The 17442-nt window shown below is 65.5% G+C and carries 13 protein-coding genes; 11 read left to right on the top strand and 2 right to left on the bottom strand.

What is annotated here, in order from left to right; translation table 11 throughout:
- Nucleotides 1-25: 25 nt before the first annotated feature.
- A complete protein-coding gene (locus AC6RV7_RS05055; protein ID WP_500092816.1) occupies nucleotides 26-694 on the bottom strand; it encodes a response regulator transcription factor in 669 nt (222 codons plus the stop codon).
- A 155-nt stretch (nucleotides 695-849) separates the two neighbouring features.
- Here AC6RV7_RS05055 and rpsT point away from each other — a divergent pair, with 155 nt between their 5' ends.
- The 10 genes from rpsT (at nucleotide 850) to AC6RV7_RS05005 (ending at nucleotide 15568) form a co-directional block, all read left to right on the top strand.
- Nucleotides 850-1110 (top strand): 30S ribosomal protein S20, encoded by a 261-nt coding sequence (gene rpsT, locus AC6RV7_RS05050; RefSeq protein WP_500092815.1) that lies wholly within the window; start codon nucleotides 850-852, stop codon nucleotides 1108-1110.
- Nucleotides 1111-1234: 124 nt separating this feature from the next.
- Entirely contained in the window at nucleotides 1235-4072 is a 2838-nt protein-coding gene (locus AC6RV7_RS05045) for a PD-(D/E)XK nuclease family protein (protein WP_500092814.1), read from the top strand.
- The gene (locus tag AC6RV7_RS05040; protein WP_500092813.1) at nucleotides 4069-7278 is read left to right on the top strand and encodes a UvrD-helicase domain-containing protein; all 3210 of its coding nucleotides are present in this window, start codon (nucleotides 4069-4071) and stop codon (nucleotides 7276-7278) included. The genes AC6RV7_RS05045 and AC6RV7_RS05040 overlap by 4 nt, the downstream gene beginning before the upstream one ends.
- Nucleotides 7279-7345: 67 nt before the next feature.
- Nucleotides 7346-7447, top strand: a complete 102-nt coding sequence (locus tag AC6RV7_RS05035) for an AURKAIP1/COX24 domain-containing protein (protein WP_220163614.1) — start codon at nucleotides 7346-7348, stop codon at nucleotides 7445-7447.
- 257 nt (nucleotides 7448-7704) lie between these two features.
- Nucleotides 7705-8757 carry a hypothetical protein gene (locus tag AC6RV7_RS05030; protein WP_500092812.1) on the top strand — a complete coding sequence of 351 codons (1053 nt, stop codon included), beginning with the start codon at nucleotides 7705-7707 and terminating at the stop codon, nucleotides 8755-8757.
- On the top strand, nucleotides 8729-9355 hold the full coding sequence (locus tag AC6RV7_RS05025) for a hypothetical protein (RefSeq protein ID WP_500092811.1): 627 nt from the start codon (nucleotides 8729-8731) through the stop codon (nucleotides 9353-9355). The genes AC6RV7_RS05030 and AC6RV7_RS05025 overlap by 29 nt, the downstream gene beginning before the upstream one ends.
- Nucleotides 9356-9381: 26 nt before the next feature.
- The gene (locus AC6RV7_RS05020; RefSeq protein WP_500092810.1) at nucleotides 9382-9927 is read left to right on the top strand and encodes a hypothetical protein; all 546 of its coding nucleotides are present in this window, start codon (nucleotides 9382-9384) and stop codon (nucleotides 9925-9927) included.
- Entirely contained in the window at nucleotides 9924-10454 is a 531-nt protein-coding gene (locus AC6RV7_RS05015; protein ID WP_500092809.1) for a hypothetical protein, read from the top strand. Before AC6RV7_RS05020 ends, AC6RV7_RS05015 begins: the two co-directional genes overlap by 4 nt.
- The gene (locus AC6RV7_RS05010; protein ID WP_500092808.1) at nucleotides 10451-12199 is read left to right on the top strand and encodes a secretin GspD/PilQ domain-containing protein; all 1749 of its coding nucleotides are present in this window, start codon (nucleotides 10451-10453) and stop codon (nucleotides 12197-12199) included. Before AC6RV7_RS05015 ends, AC6RV7_RS05010 begins: the two co-directional genes overlap by 4 nt.
- A 36-nt stretch (nucleotides 12200-12235) precedes the next feature.
- On the top strand, nucleotides 12236-15568 hold the full coding sequence (locus tag AC6RV7_RS05005) for an Ig-like domain-containing protein (protein WP_500092807.1): 3333 nt from the start codon (nucleotides 12236-12238) through the stop codon (nucleotides 15566-15568).
- Between the two features lie 30 nt (nucleotides 15569-15598).
- On the opposite strand, the gene AC6RV7_RS05000 is transcribed toward AC6RV7_RS05005, so the two are convergent.
- Nucleotides 15599-16210 (bottom strand): CPBP family glutamic-type intramembrane protease, encoded by a 612-nt coding sequence (locus AC6RV7_RS05000; protein WP_500092806.1) that lies wholly within the window; start codon nucleotides 16208-16210, stop codon nucleotides 15599-15601.
- 137 nt (nucleotides 16211-16347) lie between these two features.
- Between AC6RV7_RS05000 and AC6RV7_RS04995 the strand changes: the two genes are divergently transcribed.
- A complete protein-coding gene (locus tag AC6RV7_RS04995; RefSeq protein ID WP_500092805.1) occupies nucleotides 16348-17427 on the top strand; it encodes a polyprenyl synthetase family protein in 1080 nt (359 codons plus the stop codon).
- The last annotated feature ends 15 nt before the right edge of the window (nucleotides 17428-17442 follow it).

Genomic DNA, 17442 nt, shown 5'->3' with positions numbered 1-17442 from the left:
CCGGAAAGCCTAGGGCCGGTCGGCCCTAGCTGCTGCGTGCGGCGGCCTTGGCGTAGAGCGCAGCGGCTTGCGCGCGACTGCTGACGTGGAGCTTTTCGAACGCCGTGCTGAGATAGTTCTTCACGGTCTTCTCCGCGAGGCCGAGTTTTTGCGCGGCTTCCTTGTTGGTGCACCCTTCGGCGATCAGCGCGATGATGCGCTTTTCCTGCGGCGACAGACTGCCGAGCGCGTCCGCGACGCCATCGCTCGCCCGCGCCATCTGCATCACGCGCGCGGTGACCGCCGGATCGAGGATCGACTTGCCCGCGCTCACATCGATCAGCGCGTTAACCAGGCCGCGACTGTCGATTTCCTTCAACAAATACCCATGCGCGCCGGCGCGGATCGCATCGAGCACCAGCGCGTCGTCGACCACCGAGGTCAGGATCAACACGCGCAAATCCGGCATCCGGCCGAGCATCTGGCGACAGGCGTCGATCCCGGAGCCGTCCGGCAGGCGGATGTCGAGGAGCACGACGTCCGGCCGCAGGCGACGCGCGGCCTCGACGCCGTCGGCGATCGTCGCCGCTTCGCCGGCGACTTCGATTTTTCGCGGGCCCTGATGGCTGCCCAGGACGGCGCGGAGTCCTTCGCGCACCAGGGTGCTGTCGTCGACGATGAGCACGCGGAGTGCGGTGGGAGGGGAAACCGACATGGCGGCGAATCAAACGGTCGGCCGGCTGAAACACGAGTCAGTTTCCCGCCCAATCGGCACGCGACGCGTCCCTCGGTCCCGGCCGAGACGGATAAAACCCTTGACTCACTGGCGGGGGTTTGAGTCTTTGGCGGGCTTCCAATCTTTTTTCGATCATGGCCAACACCAAATCCGCCATCAAAGCCGCGCGTAAATCCGTTCGTCTCCGCGACCGCAACCAAGGCGTCAAGACCCGCTTGAAGACCCTGCACAAGAAGTTCGAGGCGGCGACGAAGTCCGGCGATGCGACGGCGGCCAAGGCCGCGGCCTCGGCTTATGTGTCGGCCATGGATCGCGCGGTGAAGTCGGGCGTCGTTCATCGGAACGTTGCGGCCCGCGTCAAGGCGCGCACCGCCAAGGCGGTCTTCGCGAAGTAAGTCGCATCCGCGTTTCGAATTTTCCTTCCCCTGCGTTCCCTGCGAGCGCGGGGGTTTTTGTTTTTGCGTCGCACGATCGAGGAAAGGGTTGAGATCGGGCGCACGGTCGGTGCTATCGATCTTCGTGGTCACTCCGCCTGAATCCGTCCGCCGCCGCTTCCTCGACTGGCAACGGCCGCTGCTGGCGCAGGCGATCGAGCATCTTGCCGCGGATTGGCGCGGCGACGGGCCTCTGGATCTTTCGCGTCTCTTGGTGGTGGTGTCCACCCGGCAGGCCGGACGCCGTCTGCGCGAAGGTCTCGCGGCCCATGCGGCCCGGCACGGCCAGGCGGTGTTTCCGCCGCGGGTGCTGCAACCGGAGTCCTTGGTCCAACTCGCCGCGGGTGAGGCGAACGACGCCGCGACGCGCCTGGAATCGCTGCTCGCCTGGGCGCAGGTGCTGCGCGAGTTGCCGATGGACGCGTTTCGCGCGGTCTTTCCGGTCGATCCGCCGGACCGCAGTTTCACGTGGGCACTTGGGCTCGGTCGCGAGCTGGCGCGTTTGAAACGCACACTCGCGGAGGGCGGCTTGCGTTTGCAGGACGTCGCGCGGCGCGCGGGCGAGAATTTTTCCGAGGCCGATCGCTGGCTCCAACTCGCCGAACTCGAAGCCCGGCATCGCGACGTGCTCGCGCAGCTCGGACGGCGCGACCCCCAGGATGTGGAGCTGGAGAACGCGAGTGCGCCTCCCGTGCCGTCCGGGATCGAGCGCATCGTCGTCCTCGCCGCGCCGGATCCGATGCCGCTGTCGCTGATCGTGCTGGACTCGCTGGCGGCGGCGTTGCCGGTCGACGTTGTGATCTTTGCGCCGGAAAACGCCGCCGACGATTTCGACGGTTGGGGCCGGCCGAAAGCCGACCGCTGGGCGCGGCGCGAGCTGGAGTTGCCTGAATTCGAGCAGCGCGTGCACCTGTGCGCGGACCCGGCCGCGCAAGCGGAACGTCTCGTCGCGATCGCGCGAAATTATCGCGACCCGGACGCGGTGCTGGGCCTCGGCGTCGCGGATCCCGAAGTGTTGGGCGCGCTGGAAAACGCGTTCGAACAGGCACAGCTCGCCGCGTTCAATCCCGAGGGCCGCCACCGCAAAGGCGACGCGCTGCACCGGTTGCTTTCGACGCTGTCGGCGGTGGCTCGCGACGGCTCGTTTGCGCAGGTCGAGGCCCTCGCGCGCTGTCCGGATTTTCTCGCATGCCTGGAATCGCGTTTCCGCAATTTCAGCGCCGCGCGGTTTCTGCAGGACCTCGACCGGCTGCACGCGGAGCATCTGCCCGCAACGCTGGCGCAGGCGCGCGAGCACGCGACGAACCGGCCGCTCGCGGCGGCGGCGCTCGATCTGATCGACGAGTTGCGCGGGCGGCTTCAGGGCGACGATTTTGCCGCGGGCGCGGCGGCGGTGCTCGGGACGATTTTCGAGCGCCGGGCGTTCGACCTGGCGAATCCCGCGGACGAACGCACCGCGGCGGCCGCCGAGGCATGGAGCACGGTGCTGCGCGAGATCGGCGCAGCGGCGCCAATGTTTCCCGCGCTCGGCGCGGCGGAGTGGTGGGAGGTCGCGCTGCGCTGGTATGCGGACTCGATGCACTATGACGACAAGCCCGACGGCGCCGTCGAGCTGCAGGGCTGGCTCGAACTTTTGTGGGATGACGCGCCGCATCTCGTCGTCGCCGGCATGAACGACGGCCGCGTGCCCGACGCGATCGTTGGCGATCCGTTTCTCCCCGAGGCGCTGCGCGAGCGGTTGGGATTGAAGACCAACGCCGATCGCTTCGCGCGTGACGCGTATCTGCTGCAGGCGCTCGCCGCTGGACGCGGCGCGGGCCGGCTGGATGTGTTTCTCGGCAAAACCTCGGCCGCGGGCGATCCGCTGCGGCCGTCGCGTCTGCTGCTGCGCTGCGCCGATGAGGAGCTGCCGCGGCGGGTGCGTTTTCTGTTTCGGCACGTCGAGGGCGCCCGCGCGATGCCGGCGTGGCAGCGCGCCTGGCTGCTCACGCCGCCGCGCGTGTCGCCGCCAGCGAAGGTCGCCGTCACAGGCCTGCGCGCGTGGCTCGAATGTCCGTTCCGGTTCTATCTGCAACGCGTGTTGCGCATGGAGCCTGTCGATCCGGCGAAGAACGAACTCGACGCCTTCGATTTCGGCACGCTCTGTCACGCCGCGCTCGAGGCGATGGGCAATGAAGCTGCGCTGCGCGATTGCACCGATGCGACGACGCTGCGCGCGTTTCTGCTTGAGCGGGTCGAGCTCGAGGCGGCGCGCCGCTACGGCGCCGAGCTCACGCTGCCGTTGCTCGTGCAGGTCGAATCCGCGCGCCAGCGACTGTCGCGTGTCGCGGACATCCAGGCGCAGCACCGCGCCGAAGGCTGGGTGATCGAACGCGTCGAGCAGCCGTTCACGCTCGAGATCGACGGGCTGACGATCAGCGGAAAAATCGATCGCATCGACCGCCACGAGACCTCGGGCGCCGTGCTCGTGCTCGACTACAAGACCTCCGACCGGCCGGTCGATCCGTTTGACGCGCACGTGCGCGGAGCGAAACGCGAGGAGACCGCGCCCGAATTTGCGCGCTTCGTTTATAACGGCCGCGAATGCGTGTGGACCGATCTGCAGCTGCCGCTCTATCTGCGCGCGATCGCGGGCGGTGCGGTGACCGGCGACCGGCCGGCATTGTTGAACGGAGGTTATTTTAACCTGCCGAAAGCGTCGACCGAGACGTCCCTCCGTCCATGGGAGGATTACACACGCGAACTCGAGGACGCGGCGTGGCACTGCGCCGAAGGCGTGGCGCGCGCGATTCGCGCGGGCGAGTTCTGGCCGCCCAACGAAAAGATCCGGCCGGAACGCGACACGTTCGGGGCGCTGTTTCATCGCGGCGTGGCCGACAGTGTGGCATGGAGCGTCGAGCTGCGCGAGGAGGCATCGCGATGAAGCCGCTGCAGCACGTGATGATCCTCGCGTCGGCGGGCTCGGGCAAAACCTACGCGCTGACAAATCGCTTCGTGCGTCTCCTCGCGGGCGGTGCGCGGCCCGAGCGCATCGTGGCGCTGACCTTCACGCGGAAGGCCGCGGGCGAGTTCTTCGACGAAATTCTCAACAAGCTCGCGCGCGCTGCGGCTGAGGAAAAAGCCGCGCGCCAGCTCGCCGCGGACGTGGGCCTGAGTTCCGGCGAGGATCCGCGCGCGCCGTTTCGGCGAATGTTGCGGGACGTCGTGGATGCGATGCACCGGCTGCGGCTCGGCACGCTGGACGGATTCTTCGCGCGGATCGCGTCGAATTTCCCGCTCGAGCTCGGACTCGGCGGCGAGTTCGAGATCCTGCAAGCGCACGCGTCGCAGGTGGAGCGTGGTCGTGTGCTGCGGCGGATGTTCGAACGCTCCGGTGAACTCGGCGAGGCACAGCGCGAGTTCATCGAGGCGTTCAAGCGCGCGACCTTCGGCGTGGATGAAAAGCGTCTCGCGGCGCAGCTCGACGGCTTTCTCGATCGGCACCAGGAAATCTTTTTGTCGGCGCCGCGCGCGGAGTGCTGGGGTGCGGCCGAGCGCATCTGGCCCGACGGCGCGGACTGGCGCGGGGCGTCCGCGCGACGCGACGCGGCACTGCGCACGCTGCAAAGCGAGATCGAACGAGCCGAGTTGAACGACAAGCAGCGCGCGCGCTGGCGGGGATTTTTCGACGAGCTGGCGGTCTGGTTGCCGGGCGCGCCGATGGGCGATGCGCTGGAATATCTGATCAACAACGCGCTGAAGGCCTGGCCGGAGTTGGCGGAGATCGTTGTCGAACGGAAGAAGCAGCTGCTCACGCCCGCGCTGCGCGAGGCGCTGCGGGATGTGCTGCTGGCGATGTTCGAAATGGAGTTCGCGCGCCGGCTCGAGATGACGCGCGGCATTCATGAAGTGCTCGCGAGCTACGACGCGGTTTACCATCAAATCGTGCGTCGCGCGGGCAAGCTGACCTTTGCCGACGTGCAGCGGCTGCTCCAGCCGGACTGCGGCGCGCCGCGGTTGAGCGCGGCCGCGGGCGAGGAGGACGAGGCGGACGCGTTGGAAGCCGCGGAACGCCGGCTGCTGATCGACTACCGCCTCGACGGCGAGATCGATCACTGGCTGCTCGACGAGTTTCAGGACACGAGCTTCGGGCAGTGGTCGATCCTGCGTAATCTGATCGACGAGGTGGTGCAGGATCCGACGGGCGCGCGGAGTTTCTTTTACGTCGGCGACGTGAAGCAGGCGATTTTCGCATGGCGCGAAGGCGATCCGCGGCTGTTCCGCGAGATCTTCAATCACTACAATTCGATCCAACCCGGCACGATCGCGGAAGATCATCTCGTGCAATCGTGGCGGTCGGGGCCGGCGGTGATCGAGGCGGTGAATCAGGTTTTTGGAGACGCGGCCGTGCTGGCGGAGCTGTTTCCCGGCGAGGCATCGAAAACCTGGAATACGGAGTGGCGGCGGCACGACTCGGCGCGGCCGAAGCTCGATGGCCAGGTGGCTTTGTTGCAGGGCGCCGACGAAGCGGAGCGCTTCGCGCTCACGGTCGGCATCCTGCAGGAGATCGATCCTTTGGGGCGCGGTTTGAGTTGCGCGGTGCTGGTGCAGGGCAACGCGATGGCGACGCGGCTCGCGGATTACCTGCGTCACGAAGGCGGATTGCCGGCGGTGGCGGAATCCGATCTGCACGTGTGCATCGACAATCCGCTCGGCGCTGCGCTGCTCGCGCTCGCGAAGGCGGCGGCGCATCCGGGCGATACGCTGGCGCAACAGCACGTGCGGATGACGCCGCTCGGCGCGTTGCTGGACGCGGATGGTCTCGCGGCGCCGGAAGCGGTGACACGGCGCGTGCTCGGGGATATCCATGCGGAAGGTTTCGAGCGCGCGCTGTCCGGCTGGACCCGGCGGCTGTTGGCGCAGCTGCCGGCCGGCGACGCGTTCACGCGGGAGCGGGCGGGGCAGTTTCTCGCGGCGGCCGCGGCGTTCGACGAAACCGGCAGCCGGGACGTGGCGGAATTTCTGGCGTTCATGGAGCGGCATACGATCCGGGAAATGGATACGGCGGGATCGGTGCGCGTGATGACGATCCACAAATCGAAAGGCCTCGGCTTCGACGTCGTCGTGCTGCCGGACCTCGAAGGCATCCGGCTCGACTGCCGGCGCGACGGACTCGCGGTGCAGAAATCCGTGCAGCGCGAAGTCGAATGGGTGCTGGATCTGCCGCCGAAGACCTTTCACGCGCAGGACCCGGTGCTCGCGGCGCACGTGAAGGCGGCGGAGGCGGACGCGTGTTACGAAGCGTTGTCGCTGCTTTACGTGGCGATGACGCGGGCGAAGCGGGCGATGTATCTGGTGACGAAATCCGCCGCCGGATCGACCTCGCGGAATTATCCGAAACTCCTGGCCGAGACGCTCGGCGACGAGGTTCGGCCGGTGCGCATCGGCGCGCGGGAATTCGCGGGCGTGTATGCGAACGGTAACTACAACTGGCACGTCGGGGTGACCGCGCCGGCGGCGGTGGTTCGCGAACCGGAGGCGCCGGCGGTTTCATCCGAGCTGGCCGCGGGGGTGCGCCGGCGGCGGTTGCCGGCGCGGCAGCCGTCGGCGGCGAAGACGGCGCGGCTGAACGGTGCGCAGTTGTTTTCGGTCCAGCGCGGCGCCGCGGCGGCGTTCGGGACGGCGGTGCATGCGCTGCTCGCCGAGGTGGAGTGGTTCGATCGCGACACGGCCGGGCGTCTGCGGGTCGCGAGCGCCGGGGAGGAAGGCGCGGGGGCGGCAGCGGAGGCGCTCGCATGCCTGGAGGAACCCGCGCTGGCCGGCGTGTGGCGGCGTCCGGGGGCGGCGGCCGAGGCGTGGCGCGAGCGTGCGTTCGAAGTGGTGATCGACGGCGCGTGGATTACGGGTGTCTTCGATCGCGTGGTGGTGGAGCGGGATGCGGCCGGCCGGGCGAGGCGCGCGACGGTTTACGATTTCAAGACCGATCAGCCTGCCTCCGGCGAGGTGGCGCCGCTGGTCGAGCGTTATGCGGCGCAATTGAATCTCTATCGCCGGGTCGCGGCGATCCTCGCGGCGGTGCCGGAACGTGAGGTGGAGGCGGTGCTGGTCTTCACGCGCCTGCGGCGGGCCGTGCCGGTGGGCGGCAGGTGACGGCCTCAGATTCGGCTTTACAGGGGCTCCGGCGAGTCGCAGCGTGCCGCATTTATTTCTCTAACACATGGGTAATCTGAAAAAGAAACGTCGGTTGAAGATGTCGAAGCACAAGCGCCGCAAGCGCCTGAAGTCCAACCGGCACAAGAAGCGCACGTGGCAGAAGTAAGCCGCAGCGTGCGGCCGATTTGATTTTGCGCCCGCCGCGAAAAACGCGGCGGGTTTTTTGTTCATCCGCGGGCGCGAGCGCTTGCGGAGGATGAACGTGAAGAAAGGGTTAATAGGGCGGAGCCCGATGTTCCCATAGGGGAATAGTCTTGTCTTGAAAACGTCGATACCCGACGTTTCGCGCCCGGTTCGAGGCGTCGCGACGGAGATTTTCCGTGGAGGCGGCGTCACCGGTTTTCCTGATCCGCAACCCTTCGCATGTTCTTCGCTGCCAAGACCAAAGGCTTTTTCGTCGAGCAAAACGATCATGCCGTTTTGCTGGCGCGGACCTCGTCCGCGCGGGCGCCGCTTGAGGTCGAAGAGTTGATCGAATGTGCGCCCGGCGATGCGGCGGCTTTGGCCGCGGGAATCGCGCGCTTGCAGCCAAAGAAGAGTCCGAGCGGCTACCTCAACGCCATCTGCGGTCTTTATCCGGTGCGGCGCATGGTGCGGCGGGCGACATTGGAGCCGAAGCGCGTGAAAGAGCCGGGGTATCTGGCCGAAGTGTTGTCGACTCAGTTTCGCGTGGAGCCGGACAAGCACGTGACGCACGTGTTGAACTCGGCTGACGGGACGGATTTCGATCCGGCAAAGAGCGTGCAGAAGGAAGTCCTGTTCTGTGCGATTCCGGCGGAGGACGTGATCACAGGCCAGGACGGCTTGCTTGCCTGGGGCATTTATCCGGAACGCGTCGAGCTGGGCTCGGTGGCGATGCTGGGCGGCATCGTCGACTATCTTGGTTTCAAAAAATCGAAAACGCCCACGCTCGTGCTCGAGATTGGCGCGGAAACGACCCATTCGTTCATCGTCACGGCCGGCGGCGTGGAGACCTCGCGACCCATTGCCCAGGGGCTCGATGCGATGGTGCCGGTGGTGCAGAAGGAACTCGGGCTCAAGGATCTCGAATCCGCGCGAAAACTGTTTTTCTCGAACACCTTCGACTTCACCGGCATGGGCCCGCTGCTGGTGAAAAAGCTCCTGAAGGAGCTGCAGTCCTCGATCGGTTTTTACGAGGTGCAGACCGGGCAGTCGGTCGGCCACGTGCTGTGCACCTCGCTGCCTCCCACGCTCGCGTGGCTGGAGGGCGCGGTCGCTGCGGCGCTGGGCGTCGGGGCACTGCCGCTCGAGTTGGCGCCCTGGCTGCAATCGCGGCAGGTGACGATCGCCGGCGGGGCGACGACTGTGCCGCTGGACGTGCGCTGGCTGGGCCTGTTCAGCCTCATGGTTTCATCAACGGTTTCCGATGCTGTCGCTGCGGAGAAAAAAGACTGACGCGGCCGTTTCGCAGGAGCCGCCGTGGCATCCGAACTTCCGCAATTTCGAGCGGTTGCCGGACACGAAGGTGGTGCGCACGGCGTTCTTCATCAACGTGGGCGCGATCGCGCTCACGGTGATGGTGGCGTTGTGGTTCGCGTTCCAGGAATACCAGCTGCGCGACCTGCGGCTGCAGATCGACGCCTGGCAGCAGGAGATCGATCGCAACAAGCCGCCGAGCACGCGCGCCGTCGCCCAGTTCAAGAAGTTCCAGGAGGAGGCGTCGCGCATCCAGGAAATCAATACCTTCGTCACCGCCAGGCCGGCTGTCTCCGACCTGCTGGTGCAGCTGGGCCAGACGCTGCCGGCGAACATCGCGATCGACGGGCTCGAGCTGCGCGACACCGGTCTGCGGTTGATCGCGTCCGTGCGCGGCGCGCCGGAGCTGGCGAGCGGCCACGCGTCGACCTACCTGGCGCAGCTGCGCGCGAATGCGCGCCTCGCGGAGTGGTTCGAGCAGATCGAGCTGCAGAGCATCAACCGCAACCAGCAGACCGGCCGGCTGGTGGTCGAGTATCTCCTGAAGACGAAGAAGGAGAAGGGGGCGAAAAAATGATGTCGAACGAGGAGCTTTTCGCGTTCGTGAAAAAGAACCGCCTTGCCGTGGCCTGCGGCGTGTTGTCGGTCGGGCTCGCGCTGGCCGCTTATTATCGCGGCGACGGGCTGGCGGAAAACCAGGCGGTGCTCGACCAGAAGGCGGTCGAAGGCCGCCGCCTCGCGCTCAACCTCAAGAATGCGGCGCAGCTGGATGAGCAGCTCGCGGCCGTCTCGGCCGCGGCGGCGGAGATCAAGCCGCGGCTGGTGCGCGTCGACGAGCTCGCTAACAACCTGCAGTATTTCTACAAGCTGGAGGCCGAAACGGGCACGCGGTTGAGCCAGCTGCAGCAGACGGCGAATGCCGCGAGCGTGGCGCGTTGGACGAAGGCCAATCCGAAGGCTGCTTTCGTGCCGATCGGTTTCAGCCTCTCCGTCGAGGGCGAGTATCCCGCGCTGCTCGATTTTCTCCGCCGGCTGGAAAACGGCACGCACTACGCCCGGGCCGTCGCGGCTTCGGTTAACATTCTCAAACCAGACCGTAGCGGGCCTTACGTGCTCCAGCTGAACGTCGAACTGCTCGGCACGCCATGAACACGATGCCTTTTCGCGCCGGTTTGATGTTGTTGCCGGCCCTGCTCGTCCTGGTTCGCGCGACCGCGGCGCCCGCGTCGGATCTGAACCCGCCGCAGCTGCGCCGTCCCGTCGTGGAACTCGCGCAGAAACTCGCGACGCCGATCACGCCTGCGCCGCTGCCGGAGAATCTCGTGCAGCCGTTCAACCCGGCCGCCTTCGGCGCGCCCGATCCCGAGGAGCTGCGCGCGCTCGCCGCCGCGCAAGCGGCCGCCAACAACGCCGCCGCCAACGCGAAGCCGACCACCGATCGCGAACTCCTCGACGTGATCGCCGCGCGTATCACGCCCTCCGGCACGTTGATCCTCAATGACGAGCCGCTGCTGATTTTCGGCCAGAAACGCCTGCGCGTCGGCGACCGCTTCGCCGTCGCGTATGATGGCCAGACCTACGACCTCGAGCTGGCTGCGATCGATCGCACCACGTTCACCCTTCGCCTGAACCGGGACGAAATCACGCGGCCCATCAAACCAGGAAAGTCCAAATGAAAACCCGCCACTTCGTTTTGCCCGTCGCGCTGATCGCCTTTTCGCTCGCGCGAGTTGACGCCCAGACCGAGCCCGCCGCACCCGAGGAGGCGATGCCGGCGATTCCGGTCGAGCCGCAGGTGACGATCCAGGAAACGCACCCGGCCGCCAGCCCCGCCGTGCGCGGACGCGACAGCGCCGGCAAGGACACGCTCTCGGTCGATTTCCCCGACGAGGAGATCCGCAACATCCTGCGCAACGTGGCCGATCTGTTTGAGTTGAACCTCGTCATTCCGGAGACGTTGCAGGGCAAGGCGTCGATCAAGCTGCGCGACGTCACGTGGCGGCAGATTTTCCAGGTGGTGCTGGCGCCCGTGGGTTACACCTACATCGAGGAAGGCAACATCATCAAAATCGTCGCCAACGAGACGCTCCTGCAGGAGCCGGTCGCGACGGAAGTCTTTGTGGTGAACTACGCGCGCGCGGCGGACATCATGCCGACGATCACCTCGCTCGTGGATCCCGCCGCCGGCGGCAAGATCGTGGTCGATGCGCGCACGAACAGCCTCGTGATCACGGAGCGCCCGTCGCGCATGAACCGCATCCGTCCGATCATCGAGCAGCTCGACCGCGCCACCGACCAGGTGATGATCGAATCGAAGTTCGTCGAGGTGACGGACCGGGACTTGAAAAATCTCGGCGTCAATTGGGCGTCGTTGAGCGGCTACAATATCGGGGTGGGCGGAGATGAAGACAGCATTGTTGGCGGCTATACGCGTGGACAGACCGGCGACCGCAGCAACTCCCGCAATGCCACCTCCGGCAACAGCAGCGGCACGACCGGATCGACCACCGGCACCCAGACCAGCGGTTCCAGCACTTCGAACACGGTGACCTCCGCCAATGGCGTGACGACCGCCAACTCCACCACCGGCACGAATTCGTCTCTCACCAACACGAGCACGAGCGGCACCAACAATGCGACCTCGGACGCGTTGAATTTGCTCAACTCGATCGCCGGAGGCACGACCACCGAACGCACGCTGAATGCAGTGTTCAGCGCGGATCAATTCAAGGTGGTGCTCAGCGCGCTGCAGACGCTGAATAACACGAAGATCGTCTCCAATCCGACGATCGTGACGCTGAACAACACGGAGGCGACGATCAACGTAGGCGAAGAGCGACCGATTCCGAATTATACTTTCAGCGAGCAGACGGGCACGTTTCAGATCAGCGGCTTCACCTACAAGCCGATCGGCGTGCTGCTCAAGGTCACTCCGCAGGTCAACGCCCGCGGGCTGATCAAGCTTACGCTTGCTCCTGAAGTCAGCCAACCCAACGGCACCGTCACCTTCGGCGGCGCGAGCGGAACGGAGATTCCGATCGTGGCCACCCGCAAGGCCACGACGCAGGTATCGATGAAGGACGGCTATACGATGGGTATCGGCGGATTGGTGACATCGAATGCCACGAAGGGCGAAAGCCGCGTGCCGGTGCTCGGCTCGGTGCCGGTGCTCGGCCGGCTGTTCCGTTCGGACAACCACAACGTTACCACCAACAACCTGATTATCTTCATCACCGCGAAATCGATCAGCGCCGAAGGCGCGCCGGTGGAGCAGATTTTCGATTCGTCGCGCGTCAGGCAGCTCGACCTGCAGCGCGAGGACCTGCCGGGTTATCGTGACGGCACCGATCCGTTCGTGAAACCCGAGCCGCCGAAGGAAGAGACCGCCAAGAAAAAAGGCGGCCTGTTCAGCCGCAAGTAAGCGCCCGCATACGACCGCAACCGACGAGGTGACACCATGAACCTGAGATACACAGCTTTTTTCACCGCGACGCTCGGGCTCGCCTTGCTTTTCTCCGCGCGGGCACAGCAGCAGCCCGTCCTGTCGGTTGCGATCCAGCGGATCAATGTCGGTGGTGTGGTCGATAGTTCAGGGGCGCCCGCCATCCCCTACGGCACGGTATTTACCGGTGGCACAACGTTTGAACCCGATGTTGTCACCGAATCGTTCGGGGACAATGGGCAGACGATCAACATCGCCGCTTTCGCGACTGGGACGTATCTTAATAGCAGTTACACGTATTCCTTTTTCGTAAACGGCATTAACATCGGGAGAACTAGCAGCCCGGTAGCACCGCCGAATCTAGCCGTGGTGCAGTGGACTCCGCCGCAGCCTGGCTCCTATTTTCTGACGGTCACCGCCACCGATGGTTCCAATACCGCGACCTCGCTTCCGATCCGCTTTTTTGTGACCGGCACGGTGATCAACAGCCCGATCACCAACACGCTGGTTCCAGATGGTTCGTCCGTGGTGCTCAAAGCGGACGCCGCGGTCGCGGGTGGCTTCATCAAAAACATCGAGTTTTTCGACAACGGCCAGTCGGTCGGGTCCGACTCCACGATTCCGTATTCGTTCATCTACAAAGTTCCTGGCGGTGCGGGCAGCCTCCATCAGATCACCGCGCGAGCTACGGACAACGAGGGGAACGTCGGCTCCATTAGTCCTGCGGTTCAATTGAAGGTCGTCCAGGCGATCACGCCGCTGCCCAAGGTTGCGATCAGCTCGCCCAGTGACGCGGCGGTCATTGCCATCCCGGTGGCGACGAGCACCGCGGAGCCGGCACCGATTCCGATCACCGTCGATGCGACCAGCCCGACCGGACTGATTGGCAAGGTGGAGCTCTATATCGACGGCGTGTTGTTCGACACGAAGACTACGTTTCCCTACAAGTTCAACTGGACGCCGACCGTCGTTGGAACCTACCGGATTGTGGCGCTCGCTTCTGACGACAAAAACAATGTCATTGCTTCGTCGCTGGCCGCGGTCCTGATCGCGGCGCCGCCGTCTATCGGCGTGGTGAGTCCCTCCAACAACGGGACGATCGGCGGTGGCGTGCCGACGGTGCTCAGCGCAATTGCGACGGATAGCAACGTCGATGCCGCCGGCAACCCGCTCGGTATCGCCTCCGTGCAATTCTTCGTGGACGGCACTTTCGCCGGCATGGCCACTACGCCCTCCTCCGGCAACATTTACTCGGTCACCGCGACGATCACGCGCAAACTCGACGCCGACGGCAATCCGAAGCCCTCCGTCATCAATGCCGTCGCGACCAACACCGGCGGCATCGCCGGAACTTCCAGCAATGTGGTCGTCACCGTCACGGAAGGTGGCGGCGGCAACACCACGATCGGCGAACCTCCGACCGTGGACGTCAACTGGCCCGCGGCGGACACCCAGCTGGCAGTGAACAAACCCGTGCTCGTGACGGCGTTTGCGAACGATGAGGACGGCAATATCGTGTCGGTCCAGTTCTTCGCCAACAACACAGCGATCGGCAGCACGCAGAAATATCCCTACAGCGCAACTTGGACGCCGGGCAGTCTCGGCGCGTATGCGCTCACGGCCAAAGCGACGGATAGCGATGGCAATGTCGTGACCAGCGCGCCGTTGCGCGTCTCGGTGATTGATCCCGCGCCGAATCCGCCGCTGGTGAAAATTTCCTCCCCGCAGAATGGCCTCACGATCGGCGTCGGCTCGTCGCAGACCCTCCGAGCGACCGCGACCGATCTGGTGTCGGTCGCCAGCGTGCAGTTCTTCGTGAATGGCGATCCGCTGGGGGCGGCGGTGAAGACGTATCCGTTTACCACCTCCTGGTCGCCGGCGACTCCCGGCGTCTATACCATCAGCGCGCGGGCGCTGAACGCCAGCGGGAATCAGACGACCTCGGCTCCGACGATGGTGATCGCCTCCGAAGGCGCGGGCGATGCGGTCTTCACCGGCACATATCAAGGTGCGGGGGAGGCGGGAAATTTTGCGGTGATCTCCGGTTCGGACGATCGCGCGACGTTGCTGGCGTATTCGACGCAGTCGGGCGTCGCGATGGCCTATCGCTATGCGGATATTGCGGTGGATGTTGCCGGTGGCTTCGCCCTGACGGATGGCGCCGGTCGCGTGTTGGTGTCCGGTGGCTCGGGCCAGACCGGCACGAGCGGCACGTTTGACGCGGGACGGCTCACGTTCATCGGCATGGACACGCGCTACTTTCCGACGACGGTTCCGGTGGCGTCTGGTTATTTCAAAGGGGGTTTGTCCGGCCGTGCCTCGAGCTCGGTGGACGCCCTCGTCGGCGCCGACGGCTCGATCATGGTTTACGTTTCCGACGGCGCGTTCAGCGACGCCGGTTCCGGCAAGGTCGATGCCGCTGGCAGCTTCAATTTTGCGAGCACGCGCGGCAATCGATTCACCGGCAAAGCCGACCCGGTCACGCGATTGCTCACCGGCTCGTTGAGCGGCGGCAATGGCGGATCTTTCACCGGAGCGCCCGCGCTCGAGGCGGGGGCGGCGAACAAAGTGTCCGGTCTCGCCGCTGAAGTCGGATCCGACATTTACCTCGCGTCGAGCGGACGCACTTACGATCAGGTGCTGCTGCAGGGTGTAACCGCCAGTGTGGCCGCCGATCCCGGTCAGGTGACGCGCATCTCGTTCCTCGATTTGAGCAACGACATCGTGCAGGTCGAGTTCTCGGGAGCGGGACGCCTGGCAATTACGCTGGAGAATGCCGCGGGTCCGATGGCGGCGCTCAACTACAATCAGCCCGGCGTCGGCTATATGAAAGGTCACGCCCGGTTGGTGGTCACTGGCGCGGACGAAACTACCAACGTGTCGGTGTTCACCGTCGGAAAAGTCACGGCGGGGAATCAGAGCTTGATCAAGAGCAACATCGACTACGACGGCGTGGCGGACATCGCCTACCTCGCGATCCTCAGCCCGAGCGGTAAGTTTGGCGGTATCCGCACGGCGAACGCCAACTATGTCGCGTCGACCGGGTTCGCCGGCATCTGCGCGCCCGGGGTGACGTTCAGCGGGCCCGTGTATGTGGGTGACATCAACGCGGCGGGATCGGCAGATCCGGTTATCCTCGTCGGCACGGCCGCCGATGTGCGGGTGACCGGCGGCGATTTGTGGCAGGCCAATGGGCGGCCCGTGCAGGTGTCGGGCATCTCTAGATTGAAATTTGTCAATGGGACCACCTCCGCCGGCACGTTGCTCAGCGCGCAAGTGGACAAGTCTCGCCTCGTTCAGGAAGGCGTGGACGTGACGACTCAGGTCGTCGTGAATCCTGCATTTTGATCAGGCTCGGGCCGGATCACCGGCACGATTTCACCACAGGCCGTGCACGAAACCCGTGGCGGCCTTGATGGCGATCACGCCGGCGTTTTTCGCGGCGTGAGCGGCGATGCAGGGTAGGAGGGAATGCGTTGGATTCCACGCGGCGAACCGCGCGTAATACAACCAGAGCGAGGTCGCGAAAACGATCGCGGTGCTGAAAGCGCCCTTGCGTGTCAGCGTGAGCGCGAAGCCGGCGTCGTCCCACTGCCAGAGAAACGGGTGCAGCAGCGCGAAAAGCGCGGACGCCCCCACGATGCCCACCCAGCGCAGGGCCGGGCCGCGACCGTCGATCACCAGATATCCGCGGAAGATGATCTCCTCGATGACCGCGGCGGTGAGCGTATAAAGCGCGAACAACCCGGTGATCGTCGACTGTTCGTCTGAAAGGCCCAGGTGGTGTTCGCCCAGCGTTTCCGCGATCAGGATCGCGATCGCGCCGGCGCAGGCATACGCGATCGCGCGGCCGGAGGCGAAGGTCGCGCCCGGCAGCGCGCGGGGATTCGCGCGACCCGCGCGCGCAGCGCGGGCATCGTCGAGCCAGAGCTTGCCGAAATACAGCCCGGCCGCGCCAAGCAGCAGCAACAGAAGAGGATTGTTCGCCATGGGGTGGGCCGATTGCGGCGGGCGAACACGCAGAAAGCAACCCCGCTCATCTCCGCGCACGCCCGGCTTATATGTCTGACCGGCCGCGCCAGTATTGATTAGCCATTTCCGCGACGGTTCGTAGCGTTTCGGCCAGTATGAACGGGCGCCCGGTCGACACTTCTCCCCGCAATGGCCACGCTTTCGCCGGCGTTTTCGGCCTGCTCGCACCGCAAATGGCAGCGCTGGACGAGTTCCTGCGCGCGCAGGTCGCCGCGTTCGAGCCCGAGATCCGCAGCATGGCGGATTATTGCATCGACACGTCCGGCAAACGCATCCGCCCGGCGCTCGTGTTTCTCAGCGGCTGGCGGGGGCAGCAGGTCGTTTCGCCCGACCTCGTGCGGGTCGCGGGCGTGGTGGAGCTCGTCCATCTCGCAACGCTCGTGCACGACGATATCATGGACGACGCGGAGGTCCGGCGAAATCGCAGCACGGCGGGACGCGAATACGGGCTGACGCCGGCGGTGCTGCTGGGCGATGCCCTGTTCGCGCATGCGGTGCACCTGGCCACTCAGTTTCCCACCACCGAGGTATGTGCGGCCGTTTCGGAATCGATGCGCAAGGTCTGCGCCGGCGAAATCGTGCAGACGCTCCGGCGCGGCTCGACGAATGTGACCCTCGCCGACTACCGGCGGATCATCGACTTGAAGACGGCGGAGCTGTTTCGCGTCTCCTGCTTTCTCGGCGCCCGGTTGTCCGGGGCCGCGCCGGATTACGTCGAGGCGGTCACGCATTTCGGACGCCACCTCGGCGTCGCTTATCAGATCTACGACGACTTGGCGGATTTCTTCGGCGAGGAAAAGCGCATCGGCAAGACGCTGGGCACGGATCTGGCGAGCGGGAAACTGACCCTGCCGCTGCTGGTGCTGATGGATCGCCTCCCGGCACCGGAACGCCAGAGCCTGACCCACGAGATCCTCGGGGAACGTCCTCCGCAGCTCGCACGACGCCTTGCGCAGATGAACGAACTTGGCGTGTTCGGTGCGGTCAGGGAGGCCGTGAAAACCGAGATTTCCGCGGCGCTAAGCCGTTTGCAGGCCTGGCCGGACGAACCGCCGACGCCGCTGCTGCGGGGGCTTTGCGACGTGCTTGAGGGACAGATCGCCAGCCTGCGTCCGCACGCGGTTCCGGGCGGAGCGGAAGAAACCGTTAAAATGGGCAAGGAGAACGCTTCCTAGGGAGTTTCCATTTGC

Source organism: Opitutus sp. sgz309028, assembly GCF_059821195.1.
This window is presented reverse-complemented; position numbering and strand designations above follow the sequence as displayed.